Below are 16,864 nucleotides of genomic sequence, written 5' to 3' on the forward strand. Positions count from 1 at the left end.
GGTTTTCACCTTGTATCACTACAGAATTGTCGGTAGTGGTTGATAAAAAAGTGTCGAGTAGCATGCTTACTTACACAGTTCTGGGTCAATCAGTTGAGCATAAATCAATTATCGGATCGACTGTAAGCAGGTTATAGCCGAGGACGACGTTTCTGTAAATAGAGATGTAAATAGTTTATGGATCAATATATTAAACTAAAATGGCATTGCCATGACTAAAGTCACCAGATCCGGGCGCCACTCGTATTCAGACAAATTAATTTTGCCGCAGTTCACTGTTATCCCTTCAATTCTTAATAATTCCATCTGTTCTTGAAAGAAGGTTGAATTTTTCTCGAAGGATATTTTGCCTTGACTATTGAGTACCCTATGCCAAGGGAGTGACAAATGTTCGGGAGCTGCTTTCAGTGCTTTTGACACATAACGCGCTCGTCCCGGTAATCCTGCATAATCGGCAATTTTGCCATAGCTGCTGACTTTACCCTGCGGGATCATGGCGACGATATGCCAGATTTTCGCCATAGGAGACAAGTCCACTGCTTGGGGCTGTTTTCTCGCTACACTCTGTTTATCTTGTTCAAGGTATTGATACAGTGGTGATTTGTCTTTAGGGAACGATGCCATTGAATTGTTAACCCTCAGCTTAATGGTATTGATACCAATCACATTAAATATCTAATCAGTTCAAAGCCTCACAGGTATTTAAATCTCAGGCGCATTGACGCAGAAATCGTTATTCTCTTTTAAGTCAATGCAACACCGGAGTGGGATACCTGTGAGGCTCCCAAAGGGCGGGTTTCAAAACGCTTTATACTGCGTTTAAGGCTTTCGACAGAGCACCACTATGCCTTCAAGCCTTCGCCTTGTCTAAAGCGCGTTGAATTCTCGCTGAATGAACAGATATTTAATACGATTGGTATGACTCACAAAGAATCACGCTCAAAAACTTTTGCTTGATGAGCTCACGCTAGTGTAACGGTAAAGCGTGGCTTAGCGGAAGATGTGAGGGTATTTGGCATTTAAAGGATTAAGCACTTCTCGATATTTTTATCGGCTAGCTCGATTACTAACAAAATATTTAAACTGTTTTTAGCTTAAATATTGTGTAAATGGTCAAATAGTCCATAATGGCGCCAATTTTTTTGACTCGATGAGAGAAGATAACTGGCATGGCTGTACTCGATATTCTAACTATTCCCGATGAGCGCCTTAAACGTAAAGCGCAACCTGTAAAAGATATTGAAGCTGTTCAGGGATTTATCGATGATTTAATCGAAACCATGTATCACACGGATGATGGTATCGGTTTAGCAGCAACTCAAGTCGGCAGTACAGATGCAATTATCGTGATCGATTTATCTGACGGTCGCGACCAGCCTTTAGTGCTGATTAATCCTGAGATTGTTGAAAAGTCAGGTGAGTTCGTCGGTGAAGAAGGTTGTCTGTCTATCCCTGGTTATCGCGCTAAAGTGTCACGTTTTGAAAAAGTTAAAGTGACCGCCTTAGACAGAACGGGCAAGGCTATCGAAATCGAAACCGATGAGTTTTTAGCTATAGTGTTGCAGCACGAAATCGACCATTTGCATGGCAAAGTATTTATCGAACATTTATCCATGCTAAAACAACAAATCGCCCTTAAAAAAGTGCGTAAATACGCTTAACTTTTGACTTAAGTTGTATTTTAGAGAGTGGTTGTACCTATTGACTAGCCGCATTTATAGTGCGGCTTTTTTGTATTTAAAATCTAATCAAGGAAGATTAATGCTGTGATATGTGAACATAACAGCTTGTTTTTACTCTGATGAATGGATAAGGTAACCCAAAATCTACATTAGTTGTAGGTTCAGTTTTCATCATTAACAGCAAGTGTATGGATACGGTAGGGAAACAAATGAAACTTAAGGTATTAGCCTGTGGTATAGCCTCATTCGCAATGCTTTCACTGGGTGGTTGTAGTGCATTTTTTAACGGTAATACTACGGAGAAAAATGCGGTATCAAGTAGCTTAGTTGAATATTTATACCCTGATGAGAAGAGTCGCCAAGCCCAGCAGCCATCCTTACCTGTGCTGCGTTTACCTATTACCGTCGGCATCGCTTTCTTGCCTTCGTCCCATTGGCAAGCCGATGCAATTGATAGCCGAACTCAGATGGCATTACTTGATAAGGTTAAAAAATCCTTTGTTAAATATGACTATATCGATCGTATCGAAGTGATCCCAAGTACCTATCTTAAAAATGGTAAAGGTTTTGAAACCTTGCAGCAGGTTGCTCGCCTGCATGATGTTGATGTGATGGCATTGGTTTCTTACGATCAATTGATGCAAAGCCACGAGAACAAGTCCGCCATCCTTTATTGGACTATCGTGGGCATGTATTTAATCCCCGGCAATGAAAATGCGATTCAAACCTTTGTTGATACAGCCGTTTTCGATATGCGTAGCCAGAAGATGTTATTTAGGGCGCCAGGTATTAATCAGTTGACTGAAAGTTCAACCGCTGTTGGCGTGACGACAACACTAAGAGAGAAATCCTACGAGGGCTTTGCTCTCGCGGTGAACGACATGATAGTCAATTTAGATGACGAGCTTGCCCGCTTTAAAACTCGGGTTAAGGAAGAGCACGTCGCCACCATAGAACATAAACAAGGTTACAGCGGCGGTGGCAGCTTATCTTTATTAATACTTTCACTATTGGGCATTTTTGCGATGCGCCGTTTAACGATTTGCCGTGAATAAAAAAAATTAAGCGCAAATTAAGATCGTTAAGGATGAGCAAATTGAAGTTTGCTTTGAATCAAGACGTGAGCAAAAAGTATATAAAGTTGAGCACAGGTTCTGGTTACCAATTTACTTGTAGTTAACGTTTTGATTTTTTTTAAAGTGGTTTACAGAGGCTGCGGTATTGCGTCGGACACCACTTAAGCGGCGCGATAGATTACGCGTTTAACAAGGAGAAAAATTAAATGGATTTAAATTCACTATTACTGTTTGCAGTTGCTTGCCTTGCTATCAATCTTATCCCTGGACCCGATGTCATCTACATTGTATCTAACACAATGAAAGGGAAAATGATCAGTGGGCTTAAAGCTGCGATGGGTTTAGGTGTGGGTTATTTTGTTCACACGCTTGCTGCTAGCTTGGGATTATCTGCCATCATTCTCAGTTCAGCGTTGGCTTTTAGTATTGTGAAGTGGTTAGGGGCCGCGTATCTAGTGTATTTAGGCATTCAAGCGTTAATATCAATGTGGCGTGGCAATAATAAAATTGTGGTTGATAACAATAGCAAACCAAACGGCAACGTAGTTTTCCAAGGCATTGTCGTTAGTGTACTTAATCCTAAAGTCGCTTTATTTTTCCTCTCTTTTTTGCCGCAGTTTATTGACCCGTTAGCGGGTTCAACGTCAATTCAGCTGTTAACCCTTGGTCTTATTTTCAGTTTGTTAGCGACCTTGTGTAACGTCCTTTATGCGTCGGCAGGAAGCTGGGTATTTAGTCGCCCCAATTCCCTGCGTTATTCGAGAGCCTTAGAGGGGATATCAGGTGTGTTGCTTATTGGCTTGGCCAGTAAAGTCATGACCAGTGATAGATAGTGGAATAAGGTCATTTTGTCGAGTAAGACATAAGTCCTCATTTGCTCTGATAGATATGAGCTTTTCAATCTAGCTATGACAAAGATCGCTTGTTACAACTTCACAAAATACGGTAGCGCGATGAGTGCTATGCCGATGCAGACGAGTAAGATTAGGTTGCTGACAAAATAAGGGTAGAGCATCAGGGTTATCCCAACGACGAGGGGGATGGGTGCACCTTGGCGTTTGCCATAGGTGAAAAAGCCAAGACCAAAGAGGCTAAAGACTAAACTCCATAGTAATAATGCTGGATTATCAAACATCTTGAGTTCCTAAATGGTTAGCCTAGGTAGGCTTTGACCTTATCACAGTGCCAAATTGGTCAATCGATTACTTAAACTATTGGTTAAACGGCTGCGTCGTTTTATTGAGTCTAATGCTGACTATCCCGTAGCGTAATTAAGCTTTATTCATCTTATTGCTGCGATGTTGCCTTATTTCACTCGTGCTATAGCTCATATAACTCTAAGGGTAAGCCGTCGGGATCGCTAAAGAAGGTGAATTTTCTGCCTGTGTATTCGTCAATGCGGACGGGTTCAACGGTAATGTGATGGCTATGAAGATGTTCGATGGCGGTTTCAATTGATGCTACGCGAAAGGCGAGATGCCTAAGTCCACAGGCTTCGGGATAGCTTGGTCGTTTGGGTGGATTGTCGAATGAAAACAACTCAATTTGACTCTTATCGGCCAGTTGTAAATCAAGTTTATAGGACTTACGTGCCTCACGGAAATGCTCTGCAAGCACGGTAAGGCCAAGAATGTTTACATAAAAGTGTTTGGACTTTTGATAGTCGCTGCAAATAATCGCTGCATGGTGAATGCCGAGTAACATTGCTTTCCTTTGTGATTTTTAATGGTTGATCAAATAAGATAGAAAGGTTTGAGAGTATAACGGTTAAAAAAAGATAGCGTCACAGTTTAGCGTGACGCTATCGGTCGATTTCACTTTTTAGCTCACCTAGGCTTTTTGCTCGTTTAATCTTCCAGCTCGAATATGGCTGAAGACAGCGGTGCAAGTTGCATCTGAACTTGTCCTTCACCTAGTTTGACAACCAACTGCGCTTTATTGTCTTCCAGCAAATCCTTAAGTGAATAGGTACCATCCGTTAATTGCCATTGGTCGATAAGTGGCTTTGGCAGCTTAAGGGATAATGGCTTTGCTTGGGTTTGATTAAAGTTATTCACAATAATCAGTTTTTGGCCCGTTTTATTGGCTGTATTTTCCTCAAAGCGCACAAAGGCAAAAGTGCTGTCATCATAACCCGTTGCACTGCCATGAGTATCCATTGTGGCGGTTTGTGCGCTGCGGTTGGCGGCATCGAGTGAGTAATATTCTCCTAAAAGTGCAGGTACATTTTTACCTGTGCTTAGGTTCAGTAATTTTTGATAATAAGCCCGCAAAATGACTTCCTTTACGGTTGATTGTCCACCATCAAACTTGCCATTGTTCATCCAGCGCTGATGGGCGGGGGCGCCAACATAGTCAAAAATACTGGTGCGTGATGCATGACCAAATCCTGGGTTGTCGATGGCGGCTTCTCCCACTTCTTGGCCAAAATACACTAACGTCGGTGAAGTACCTATCGTTGCCGACACCACCATAGCGGGTAGGGCATAGTGTGGATTCACGGCTTGGGTTGTCGTGGGCTTATTTGTGTGTAGCGATGCTAAAAATGCCGCATTACCAATACGTTGCTCGTCGTGGTTTTCTAAAAAGTGCAGCATGTGAGATTCAATATCCTGCACTTTTGCCTGATCTGCCGCGATATTAGCTGTGCTGGTTTTACCCGCCATTACGGCTTTTAGGGTGTCGTAAAGATCGACCTTATCGTACAGATAATCCATTTTGCCAAGTTGGATATAATCTCGATACAGCTTGGGGTTATAGACCTCGGCCAAGATAAAGGCATCGGGATTTGTGTGTTTTATCTGGCTGTTGAGATAGCTCCAAAACTCCACTGGCACCATTTCGGCCATATCATAGCGAAAGCCATCGACCCCTTTCGCTAGCCAATACTGGGCAATCTGATTGAATTTAATCCAAGCGCTTGGGAGCTCGGCTAAGTGTTGTTGCCAGAAAGCGTAATGCTGCGCCTGCGTTAAAGTGGCGAAATTGGCTGGCAGGCGAGGGAAGTCATACGTGCCATCGGGGCGTACGCCGTAATTGATTTTGACTGTTTCGTACCAATCATTGGCATCAGGCTTGGCTAAGCGTGAGCCATTGCCAGTCCATTTTGCGGGAAATTCGTTGAATTTGCCTTCACTTAATGGGTGAGCTTCTCCGCCCAGCGGTTTAAGATTTGCGGGTAAGCTTGGCACTTCAAAGGCATGCGCTTTTCCCTTTGCCCCCTCCGAGCCATTATTAACATCAACTTTATCAACAACGTAATAGAAGTTGTTGTTTTTGGCGTACTCCAGACTGGTATCATCATCTTCGCCAAAATCGCGCACGCCTTGGGGTTTATTAACGGATTGATAATGGCGCGCCACATGGTTTGGCACTATATCGATAATCACCTTTAAGCCGTGGTGATGGGTACGGGCAATGAGCGCTTCGAACTCGGCTAAACGGTTGGCGGGATTGACCGCCAGATCTGGATTGACGTTGTAGTAATCTTTGACTGCGTAGGGTGAGCCCGCACGGCCTTTTACCACATCGGGATCATCAGTACTTACGCCAATCGCGCTGTAATCACCAATCAATGCATGGTGGGGAACGCCCGTGTACCACACATGGGTAACGCCTAGGTCCTTGATACTATTGAGTGCAATATCATTGATATCATTAAACTTACCGACGCCATTGTCGGCAATCGTGCCCCAAGGTTTGTTGGTTGGATTTTTATTGCCATAAAGGCGAGTAAAGATTTGATACACCACAGGTTTAAGCGTCATAACCTCACTATCAGACTTTGGTAGTAACTTATTATCAAGCGTCAGCGCCGATGCATTCACATCAGCCGATAAGCTAAAAAGCGAGGCAGTTAATAAAGAGGCACTGAATAGAGCGTTTAAACATAAGCTGAGTGATGACTGTCGGCGCTGCTGGGTTTTTGCTGCTTTGGTTATAAGTAAAGCCACTATGGGAAATTTAGCCTCTTCGGGGCACTGAATCACTCGGGAATAGATAGGCGATAAAAAGCTCAAGACTGAATTCCTTTTAGGGTTGAGTTTTTGATTGTGGGTGAGTTGTTTGAGCCTGAGTTAAATCGCTAGCTGAGTAACTCATATGATTAGAGGTTTGACGGCTAGGTAAGCCAGTATTTAGCTGCGGTCTGGCTTTAAGCTCAAGGATAGTGACCCCTGCGTGGGGCAATGCTAGCGCTTGATTGAGTGAAACTGTGTTGCCACTGATGATATCTGTAGCGGCGCGGTTATCGCCAAGTACACTGGCAAAGCGGTTTACATCTAGCGTGACTGCTTTTTCATTTTTATTGTAAATCACCATGACTTTATCGGCTAAGGGCTGAGTACAGGCATTGTGTTGGGTTTGAGAATTGTGTTGAGTTAGTGACTTAAGTGCTTCGGCTTTCTGTTCAGCTGATAATGGATCATTTAATAAGCAGCGAAATTGCACATAGATGCCATCCTGCGGCACAAAGTGCAGTAAATCGCCCGATTGCAGCGCAGGGGATTGTTTACGGTAATTCAGTAGGGTACGGATAAATTGCTGCGCTTGTCGTTGAGGTTCACTCAGTCCTTGGCCGGTAAAGGCATTCGTGGCACTGTTGGCAAAACCACCGGGAAAATCACTGCGTACAATGCCATCGTGACGGCCTTCTGTCGGGCTGGTCATTAACACTTCTGTACCGTAGAACAGCTGCGGAATGCGTTTGGCGGTCAGCACATAGGTGAGGGCCATCTTGTATAAGTCTATATTTTCTTTCACTAAACTGAAGATACGATTGGTGTCGTGATTGCCTTCAAATAGCACTAGCTTACTGGGTGAGGCATACACAACATCGTTGGCTAACATCTCGTAAAGCTTAATAAAACCCGTATCCCAGGTTTCTGGCTCATTAAGGCTGGCAATCAATTTTTCGTATAGCGGGAAGTCCATCAAACTGGGTAAATCTGAGGTATAACCATCGTCATTGATTTTGCCCTTTTGCCAATAGGACACTGTGATGGGGTTTGCGGTCCATTCTTCGCCAACAATATTAAAATTTGGGTACTCAGCCATCACGGCCTTAGACCATTTAGCGATAAACCCTTTGTCGGCGTAGGAGTAAGTATCTTCACGTATCCCCGAAAGTCCTGCGTACTCGACCCACCAAATACTGTTTTGGATAAGATAGGTTGCCAGTTTTGGATTGCTTTGATTTAGATCTGGCATAGTGTCGGTAAACCAGCCGTCGACAAAATCAATATGATCTTGCGCTGCCGCGTAGGGATCTTGCACTGTCGTGCGCCTATGGCTGGTGAAACCGGGGCTGGTAACGCTGGATTTAATAGCACTGGATTTAGTATCGGCAGACTGCATCAAGTCAGGCTTGGATTTGCGATTATGTAGCTGCGTTTTTGTGGCATCGTTCAGCCAGTCTTGGCTAGGTAAATCGTTGAGCCACCAATGGTTAGAGCCGATATGATTCACCACAACATCTTTAATCACCCCTAGGCCAAGCTTGTTAGCCTTAGCGACTAAGGCTTTATAATCTTCGTTGCTGCCAAAGCGGGGATCGACGCGGTATAAATTGGTAATTGAGTAACCGTGGTATGAATACTGGGCTTGATTATTCTCAAGCAGCGGATTGATCCATAACTGAGTCACGCCAAGTTTTGCCAGATATGCTAAGTGCTGGCTGATCCCTGCTATATCGCCGCCATGGCGAGCATCGGGATAGTTGAGATTACTGGGAGAGTTAGCTGCGACTTGCTCTAACATATCGGCTTGATTGTCATTACTCGTGTCGCCATTGGCGAATCGGTCCGGCGTGATAAGGTAAATCACATCCTTATTGCTAAACCCTTGGCGCTCACGGCTGCCCTTAGCACGCCCTTGCAACGTATAGGGCAGGCGATAAAGAGGCGTGTCGGCTTTTGAAGCCGAGTCAGTGTTGGAAATTATTAGCTCAAAGGTTTGCGGCGCAGCTTGGCTCAGATCTAAATTGATAAACAGATAGTGAGGGTTATCAGTGTGCTCAAGGCTTTTAAGTGTGATGCCTTTTCCTTGTATATCAACCTTAATCTGCTGCGGTAAGCTTGGAAGTTCGCGGCTATACAGCATCAGCTGTAACTCAGGGTTCTGCATCCCCGCCCACCAAAACGCGGGTTCAAGCTTAACGTCCGTCGATATATCTTGCTTAAAGGTGTTTGCATAGGCCGTATTAGATGAAGAGCAAACCAAACATAAATAAAGCACTATCATTAGGTTTTGACGGATCATAATGTAAGCCTTTTAAAGATAAATAAGTAAAACGTGCTGGCATGATGAATGTTAGAAATACTGAAATCTGCATAAGCAAAAGCCTGCTTCTTAATTGAAGCAGGCTTTATTTGGGGTAGTTTATAAAGAGTAACTTAACCCTAGGAAGTACTGTCTACCGAAGTATTGGATTGTTCCTGTTTGATGTTCTTCACCAAAATAGGTTTTGTTCGGTTCATCAGTTAAGTTATTAATTTGGAATAAGAACTTAAGTCCATTCTCCAGTGCGTATGAAGCTTGATAATCCACAATCGTTTCGGCATCGAAGAAGGCGAGTTGTGATTCAACTGCCACTTGTTCTGAAACATAGCTACTACGATATCTCATGCTTACGCGAGTATCGAAACCATCCAGAGTATAGAACAAGGTGGTGTTGAGTACGCTTTCTGATAAACCTGGTAATGGAATGGTTAAGTTTGAACCACTTAAATCTGTGGTAAATTCCACTTCACTGTCTGAATACGAGTAGCTGCCAGTGAAGCCAAGACCGCTGAGTGGCGAGGGCAAGAAATCAAATATTTGGGTATAACCTAACTCAACACCACGAATGTAGCCGCCATTGTCGTTGTTGATTGCAGTTTGATATTGACCCAAATTTTTATTAACAGGATAAGTGACGCCATTATCAACTACTGTATCTGGGACAATAAAACCTTCAGATTCAAAATCAAATTCAGTGATAGTGAAATCGTTGATGAAAGACTTGATGTCTTTATAGAACAGAGCTATCACCACGGCGCCTTCACTGTCTTCGAAATAATGCTCGTAAGACAGATCGAATTGATCGGCATAGAAAGGATCAAGCAAAGGGCTGGTGTTACCCCAGGCATTGTATGTCTTATAGCCTTTGTTTTCGTCGGAATACCAGTTGCCTCGTCCTGACTTCAGCTTATTGATCGGTGGACGAGCCATCACAGAGGCTGCGGCGAAACGCAGTTGATCATTTGACGTCAAGTGGAAGTTGAGGTTGAGTGATGGTAAGTAGTCTGTGTAGGTCTGACCGATTTCATTGCGGATATAGTCAGCGCTGATAACACCCTTTTCGTCCGCGATAGGCTCGCCCAAACCGAAGCCGATTTGTTGCAGACCTGTGCTGTTCTGATCCGTGTGAACCACTCGCAGCCCTAGGTTACCTGTTACTTTGACATCACCCAGATCAAACTCTAGATTGCCCTGTACATATCCTGCCAGTATATCTTCATTAACGGCACCGCTTTGGATCATGGTCCAGTTATCCGACCAGTTAGCCGTCGGATTAAATGGGCCTTGACCCGTCGCTGCCAATTGATTGTTGACCAGCTCCACAGCCTTGTCGAAATCGATCGATAGGAAGCTGGGGTAGCCTGAAAGTTCACCACCGAAATTGACTATATTTGTCATGTCATCATTTAACACCAACACTGGTTGATTGGCGGGGTTAGTGTCAAATTCGAAGCCGTAGCCTGCTTGAGAGCGCTGGGCGTTGAATTCACGTTCTGAGTAGCGCAGACCAAAATCAACTGAAGTTAAGAAACCAGAATCTAATGCATAGTTAAAGTCTAACTTGTAGGCGACAAGATCATTTTGTTGATCGTATGGCCACATACCCACTTCTTTTAAACCCAAGGTCGCGGTATTGGTATAGTCGTTTGAAAAACTGACATCGGCTGGGCTTAAACCATGTAGTTGATAATTAATTGATTCGGCTGAGCGTACTTCATTACCTATATCATCATATAAAACGGCACGAGTACCGCCGTTGACGAACTCACCATCGGCTTTTGAATAGCTCACATCACCTGCGACAGTTAATGCGCCGCCATTGTTCCACTCAATATTGACTGAGCCTGATGTCAGTTCTGAATATTTTGAGTCGTTATCATTGATAACAAAAACGGCAAAGTTATCAGTACCATCAGTTGATACCGTTCCGCCTGTCATAGAACCATTTTCGACAACCGCATCACTAATAGTACCGTTTTTTAATGACTTAACGCGAAAGCCTCGGGCAAAGTTTTCGGAAGTGAATTTTGAATGGAATAAATCACTTTTTACACTGAGATTGTCTGTTGGTTGCCAATGGATAGCCGCCATATAACCATCACGTGTATCATCACCGCCTTTTTGCTGTAACTCAAAACCTTCACTGATTGATTCGGCAGCACCGTCGCCATTGACATCTTTTTTATCGTCGTTGAAACGTAAACCAATGAATTGACTGGCAACATAAGGTTGGTACAAATGGGCATAGCCTAGTGCCACACCGAGTGTATCTTCAAGGAATTTGCCTTGATAGGCAAAGCTAAGACGGTTGCCATATTGATCGGCATCGGAAATCTCATCCGCTCTGTCATTAAAACTGCCGCGAGCATTGATATTAAATGATTGGTCTTTGTCGCTTTTTAAGGGATCTGCGGTTTTTAATTCTACCGTACCAGCGACGCCACCTTCAATCAGCGAGGCTTTTGGTGTTTTATAGACGGCGGCTTGACTAATTAATTCGGATGGATATTGGTCAAACTCAATGGCGCGTTTACCGCCCGTTGTCACTTGTTCGTGTCCATTAAGTGTTGCAAAGACGAAATCACCATCAAGACCTCGAATATTGAGGCCGCTTGCTTGTCCACCAGTGCGCACTGCGGTCACGCCTGGTAAGCGAGTCAGTGCATCAGCGATTGACTGATCGGGAAGGGCGCCAAGATCATCTGCCGAAATCGATTCAGAGACGGTATCTCCAAAGCGTTTATCATTTAGTGATTTGATTACACTGGTTCTAAAGCCTTTAACTTCAATAACCTCAATAGCAGCTTCTTTTGCTTTTGCTTCCTTATCTGTGGTCACTTCATCTGCCGCATAGGAGTGCATACTGGCACCTGCGGCGATGAGCGCTAAGGTTAGCAAACTGGGTTTAAATCGCATCATATCTCTCTTCCCCTTGGAGTCGCTTTATCGCTTTGTAGAGCGTTTTATCGTTATCACCGCGTTATGTTTGCGGCCTTTTTTTGGTATATGGGCGCTTAATTGACTGCATAAGTGCTGCGTTTATGACCAAATTGTTATGCAACGGTGAAGATACTACTCCCGAGTTTCTTAGCTGAACAACAGAGTGCATACGTATTCAATGCCTAGCAGAGTTAAGAATAGACTGTGATAGAGGGTGAACTCAGGGAATAAAATGATTTTATTTTGTAATCAAGTGACTGTTACTAAAAGTAAATTTCATTGTGATGCCATGTGACTATTGGCTGCATCTTCTGCATACGTATGCAGGTGTATTGAACCTTATTTCCCTCTTCACGTATGCTCGGTAACACAAAATAAGCCGCGATGACTTTACTCTGCAGTAACAAAACGATAACTGTTTGCTTGAGTGTGTTAGGGAAAGTTCGCTGTAGAATAATGATAAAGGGGCAACAATGAGTGAGTTAACGTGGTGGCGTGGTGCTGTGATTTACCAAATTTATCCGCGTAGCCTTTTAGATACTAATGGTGACGGCGTCGGGGATTTACGCGGCATTATCATAAAGCTGGATTACATTGCGAGTCTTAATGTCGATGCCATCTGGATTTCACCTTTCTTTAAATCTCCTATGGCAGATTTTGGCTACGACATCAGTGATTACCGTGAAGTTGACCCTCTTTTTGGCACTATGCATGATTTCGATGAATTGATTGAAAAAGCCCACGGTTTAGGTATTAAGGTCATTATTGATCAAGTATTAAGTCATACCTCGGACCAACATGCGTGGTTTATCGAGAGCCGCGAAAACCGTACGAATCCCAAGGCGGATTGGTATGTGTGGGCCGATCCTAAGGAAGACGGTACAGCGCCTAACAACTGGCTCGCGATTTTTGGCGGTTGTGCTTGGGAGTGGGAACCGCGCAGACAGCAATACTATTTACATAACTTCCTGCGTAGTCAGCCCGATATTAATTTCCATCATCCCGAAGTGCGCCAAGCTGTGCTGGATAACGTTGAATTTTGGCTTAAAAAKGGGGTAGATGGCTTCCGCTTAGATGCCATTACCTTTTGTTATCACGATGAACTGCTCAGGGACAATCCGGCAAAACCTAAGGATAAACGTCAGGGCCGTGGTTTCAGTGAAGATAACCCTTACGCCTATCAATACCATTACTACAATAATGACCGTCCGCAAACCATCGCTTTTATTGAAGATTTACGAAAGCTCATCAATCGCTATCCAGGAGCGGTGACCTTAGGCGAAGTCTCTGCCGAAGATTCTTTGGCTGTAATGGCTGCCTACACTAAGGGCGAAGATCGCCTGCATATGGCCTACAGTTTTGAGCTGCTGACTGATGATTACAGCGCAAGTTATATTCGCCAAACCGTAGAGGCTTTGGAAGCGAGCATAGGTGATGGCTGGCCATGTTGGGCTATCGGCAATCATGATGTGCAGCGCGTAGCGAGTCGTTGGGGGCAAGGTAAGCAGAATTCAGACATGGTCAAAATGCTCAATGCCATGCTAAGTTCGCTGCGCGGCAGTATATGTAGTTATCAAGGTGAAGAACTCGGTCTAACCGAGGCGCCAATTGAATACCATGAGCTGCAAGATCCCTTTGGCAAAACATTTTGGCCTATGTTTAAGGGGCGTGATGGTTGCCGTACGCCAATGCCGTGGCAGCAAGGCGCTGACTTTAGTGGCTTTAGTGATGTTTCTCCTTGGCTGCCAATTCCACCTGCGCACCAAGCGTTAGCTGTGGATGTACAAGAATCTGATGCTGATTCTATGCTCAATGGTTATCGACGTTTTCTGGCTTGGCGTAAGTTACACCCAGTGTTAGTTGAAGGTGATATTAAATTTGTTGATACAAAGGAGCCCATTTTGGCCTTTGTTCGCACCTTAGGCGATATAAAAGTGCTCGTGGGATTCAATTTAGGTGATACCGAGGTCGAGTTTGATTTCTCTGCATTTGAACTCAGTGAGTCGCTGACGGGACACGGCCTTAAAACCGCACAAATAGAACACAATCAGCTGAAGTTTTCGGCATTTACCAGCTTTTATGCAGTGTTAAAGTGAAAATGATTCATTTTTATTCGGTTGAAGTGTTATAGATACGGGATCCCAAGCCCACAGTTCGATATAAACCCGCCCACGGGCACCATGGGGAATGTAACCTTAATTAGTTCCTGATAATAAAAACATACAGAGAGAATAACTATGGCGTCATCAATTAATACTGGTAGCTACACGAGCAGCACTGGCGAAAATGGGTCGGGCAGTTATCGTTTTGCCTTGATCTCATTGACTTCACTGTTTTTTATGTGGGGTTTTATCACCTGCTTGAACGATATTCTAATCCCGCATCTTAAAGCTGTGTTTTCACTGAATTATACTCAAGCCATGTTGATCCAGTTTTGTTTCTTCGGTGCTTATTTTCTAGTCTCAATCCCTGCGGGTAACTTAGTGAAAAAGCTGGGTTATCAAAAGGGAATTGTTACAGGTCTCGTGATTGCAAGTATTGGTTGTGCGCTGTTTTATCCTGCGGCGGCCCTCGCTACTTACAACTTGTTCCTCGGTGCATTATTTGTTTTGGCATCCGGTATCACAATCCTGCAAGTGGCAGCTAATCCTTATGTCAATGCCTTAGGCAGTCGCGAAACTGCGTCGAGTCGTTTGAATTTAACGCAAGCGTTCAACGCCTTAGGCACAACGGTTGCGCCGTTTTTTGGTGCTATGTTAATTCTGTCTGTCGCCAGTTCAGTATCAGGCGATTTAGCCCAAGCGAGCGCTGAAGCAGAAGTAGTTAAACTGCCATACCTGTTACTTTCTGGCGCCTTGGCAATTTTAGCGCTGATTTTTGCGAAGTTAGATTTACCTGTGATCCGTGAGCATGATGAAAGTGTTCAAGGTGAAGTTCAGACCCATCTAGGTAAAACCAGTGCCTTACAAAGCAAGCACTTAGTGCTCGGTGCTGTGGGTATTTTCGTGTATGTCGGCGCAGAAGTGTCTATCGGTAGCTTTTTAGTTAGCTTCTTAGGTGAAAGCCATATAGCGGGTATGCCAGAAGCCGAAGCCGCCCATTACATCGCCTATTATTGGGGCGGCGCTATGGTGGGACGTTTCATTGGCTCTGTGGTGATGCAAAAAGTACCAGCGGGCTCAGTGCTTGCATTTAATGCTTTTATGGCGGCACTACTTGTGGTTGCAGCGATGACAACCAGTGGCAGCATTGCTATGTGGGCAATCCTTGGGGTGGGGTTATTTAACTCGATTATGTTCCCAACGATCTTCAGCTTAGCACTTCGTGATTTAGGTCCACACACTTCACAGGGCAGTGGCATTTTGTGTTTGGCGATTGTGGGCGGCGCGATTTTGCCTTTATTCCAAGGCATGTTAGCGGATAATCTTGGCGTTCAGCTCGCCTTTATTCTGCCCGTGATTTGTTATGGTTTTATCCTGTTCTACGGGGCTAAAGGCTCAAAAATGTAATGGGTTAAACTGACTGTGGCAAAAAAGCGATCTTAGGATCGCTTTTTTTATGGCTTTAACCTTAACTCGGCGCCAGCGCGCTTGCGTATTAGGGCCTGACCTCCTATGATCCTCCGGTTTTATCATTCATGGTGACCTTTTAAATGTTGAATTCTCCGCTTTCTGCCAGCTCGAACGAATTAGTGATCAGTATCTTAACTATGGTGCTGAGCCAAGGAAAACCCTTAGATCGGGCCTATTCTCAGCATTTTTCTGGGTTGCAATTGGTACCCGCCGAGCAGGCGCGTATCGCATTAACGACGGGTGATATCCTACGTCGTTTAAATTTATATTGTTATCTGGCGGAAATTAGTCCAGATGAGATGGAGCGTTTTGGCTCTAAATTGCTTAATGCCTGGCATTTATTTCATGGGCTTGAACTGCCTAAAATGCAATATTCGCTGCAAGTTGATGAGGTGCGTTTAGCTGAGCGTATCGAGCAAGCGAAAACTAAGCCTGTGTTGTGGGACGGTTGCCCTGAGTGGCTCGATGTTATGGGCCGTGAGCAACTAGGTGAGTCTTGGGAAAAAGAGCGCGCCGCGTTAAGTACAGCGCCGAAACGTTTTTTACGCGCTAATAGCCTTAAGGTGACTCGTGATGAACTGGCCGCTAAGCTTGCCGCTGAGTTTGTGAGCACGCTCTGTGTTGATGGGGTTGATTCCGCCCTTGAAGTGACCTCCGATTCTGCCTTGTTCCGTACCCAAAGCTTTAAAGATGGCTTATTCGAGCAGCAGGATGCGGGCTCTCAGCGCGTAGCTGCGGCGCTTGATGCCAAGCCGGGGATGAAAGTGATCGATGCTTGCGCGGGTGCGGGCGGTAAAACCTTACACATAGCTGCGCAAATGCAGGGTAAAGGACGCTTGTTGGCCATGGATGTGGAGCAATGGAAACTCGACAAACTCAAAGAGCGTGCCCGTCGTAATGGGGCACACAATGTCGAAACCCGTGTTATCGCCAGCAGTAAAACCATTAAACGCTTAAAGCTCAGTGCCGATAGAGTATTGCTTGATGTGCCTTGCTCTGGTTTGGGTGTATTAAAGCGTAATCCCGATGCAAAATGGCGTGATACCGTAGAGCGTTTACCCGTGTTAATGGAACTGCAAAAACACATTTTGAGCAGTTACAGCCGCATGGTCAAAGTCGGTGGCATAGTCGTCTATGCGACTTGTTCTATCTTCCCTTGCGAGAACCGCGGTCAAGTGGATGCGTTTTTAGCCGAGAACCCCAACTTTCGCCTGATTGAGGATGAAAGTATCAGCCCAGCCGATAGCGGCTTTGATGGCTTTTACCTTGCCAAACTTGAACGTATTCAAGAATAAAGCATTGCTTTTTAGACTAA

12 protein-coding genes are annotated in these 16,864 nt (G+C 44.5%); 6 read left to right on the forward strand and 6 right to left on the reverse strand.

Annotated features, from left to right (window positions below):
* Positions 1 to 195 precede the first annotated feature (195 nt).
* Positions 196 to 624, reverse strand: a complete 429-nt coding sequence (locus tag L5L98_RS14195; RefSeq protein ID WP_212600583.1) for an MGMT family protein — start codon at positions 622 to 624, stop codon at positions 196 to 198.
* 545 nt (positions 625 to 1,169) lie between these two features.
* Here L5L98_RS14195 and def point away from each other — a divergent pair.
* The 3 genes from def to L5L98_RS14210 all read left to right on the forward strand — a co-directional run bounded on the left by def (position 1,170) and on the right by L5L98_RS14210 (position 3,591).
* Positions 1,170 to 1,661: a peptide deformylase gene (def, locus tag L5L98_RS14200; RefSeq protein WP_011789520.1), complete on the forward strand. Its 492-nt coding sequence runs from the start codon at positions 1,170 to 1,172 to the stop codon at positions 1,659 to 1,661.
* A 230-nt stretch (positions 1,662 to 1,891) separates the two neighbouring features.
* A complete protein-coding gene (gene rhlP, locus L5L98_RS14205) occupies positions 1,892 to 2,737 on the forward strand; it encodes a rhombotarget lipoprotein (protein WP_263141860.1) in 846 nt (281 codons plus the stop codon).
* Between the two features lie 227 nt (positions 2,738 to 2,964).
* The gene (locus L5L98_RS14210) at positions 2,965 to 3,591 is read left to right on the forward strand and encodes a LysE family translocator (RefSeq protein ID WP_131525774.1); all 627 of its coding nucleotides are present in this window, start codon (positions 2,965 to 2,967) and stop codon (positions 3,589 to 3,591) included.
* Positions 3,592 to 3,683: 92 nt separating this feature from the next.
* Here L5L98_RS14210 and L5L98_RS14215 read toward each other — a convergent pair whose 3' ends face one another.
* The 5 genes from L5L98_RS14215 to L5L98_RS14235 all read right to left on the reverse strand — a co-directional run bounded on the left by L5L98_RS14215 (position 3,684) and on the right by L5L98_RS14235 (position 11,956).
* On the reverse strand, positions 3,684 to 3,893 hold the full coding sequence (locus tag L5L98_RS14215; RefSeq protein WP_113939622.1) for a hypothetical protein: 210 nt from the start codon (positions 3,891 to 3,893) through the stop codon (positions 3,684 to 3,686).
* A 185-nt stretch (positions 3,894 to 4,078) separates the two neighbouring features.
* Positions 4,079 to 4,462: a VOC family protein gene (locus tag L5L98_RS14220; protein WP_219233647.1), complete on the reverse strand. Its 384-nt coding sequence runs from the start codon at positions 4,460 to 4,462 to the stop codon at positions 4,079 to 4,081.
* Between the two features lie 143 nt (positions 4,463 to 4,605).
* Complete coding sequence (locus L5L98_RS14225; RefSeq protein WP_263141861.1) at positions 4,606 to 6,777, reverse strand: alpha-amylase family protein; 2,172 nt, start codon at positions 6,775 to 6,777, stop codon at positions 4,606 to 4,608.
* Between the two features lie 13 nt (positions 6,778 to 6,790).
* Positions 6,791 to 9,016 carry a glycoside hydrolase family 13 protein gene (locus tag L5L98_RS14230; RefSeq protein WP_263141862.1) on the reverse strand — a complete coding sequence of 742 codons (2,226 nt, stop codon included), beginning with the start codon at positions 9,014 to 9,016 and terminating at the stop codon, positions 6,791 to 6,793.
* A 120-nt stretch (positions 9,017 to 9,136) separates the two neighbouring features.
* The gene (locus tag L5L98_RS14235; RefSeq protein ID WP_263141863.1) at positions 9,137 to 11,956 is read right to left on the reverse strand and encodes a TonB-dependent receptor; all 2,820 of its coding nucleotides are present in this window, start codon (positions 11,954 to 11,956) and stop codon (positions 9,137 to 9,139) included.
* A 494-nt stretch (positions 11,957 to 12,450) separates the two neighbouring features.
* On the opposite strand from L5L98_RS14235, the gene L5L98_RS14240 reads away from it, so the two are divergent.
* The 3 genes from L5L98_RS14240 (at position 12,451) to L5L98_RS14250 (ending at position 16,844) form a co-directional block, all read left to right on the forward strand.
* Positions 12,451 to 14,073, forward strand: a complete 1,623-nt coding sequence (locus L5L98_RS14240; protein ID WP_263141864.1) for an alpha-glucosidase family protein — start codon at positions 12,451 to 12,453, stop codon at positions 14,071 to 14,073.
* Positions 14,074 to 14,214: 141 nt separating this feature from the next.
* Positions 14,215 to 15,486, forward strand: coding sequence for a sugar MFS transporter (locus L5L98_RS14245; RefSeq protein ID WP_173496672.1), 1,272 nt, complete (start codon positions 14,215 to 14,217; stop codon positions 15,484 to 15,486).
* Positions 15,487 to 15,629: 143 nt separating this feature from the next.
* Positions 15,630 to 16,844, forward strand: coding sequence for an RsmB/NOP family class I SAM-dependent RNA methyltransferase (locus L5L98_RS14250; RefSeq protein ID WP_173245073.1), 1,215 nt, complete (start codon positions 15,630 to 15,632; stop codon positions 16,842 to 16,844).
* The last annotated feature ends 20 nt before the right edge of the window (positions 16,845 to 16,864 follow it).

The organism is Shewanella sp. SM23, assembly GCF_025654295.1.
Lineage (GTDB): Bacteria > Pseudomonadota > Gammaproteobacteria > Enterobacterales > Shewanellaceae > Shewanella > Shewanella oncorhynchi.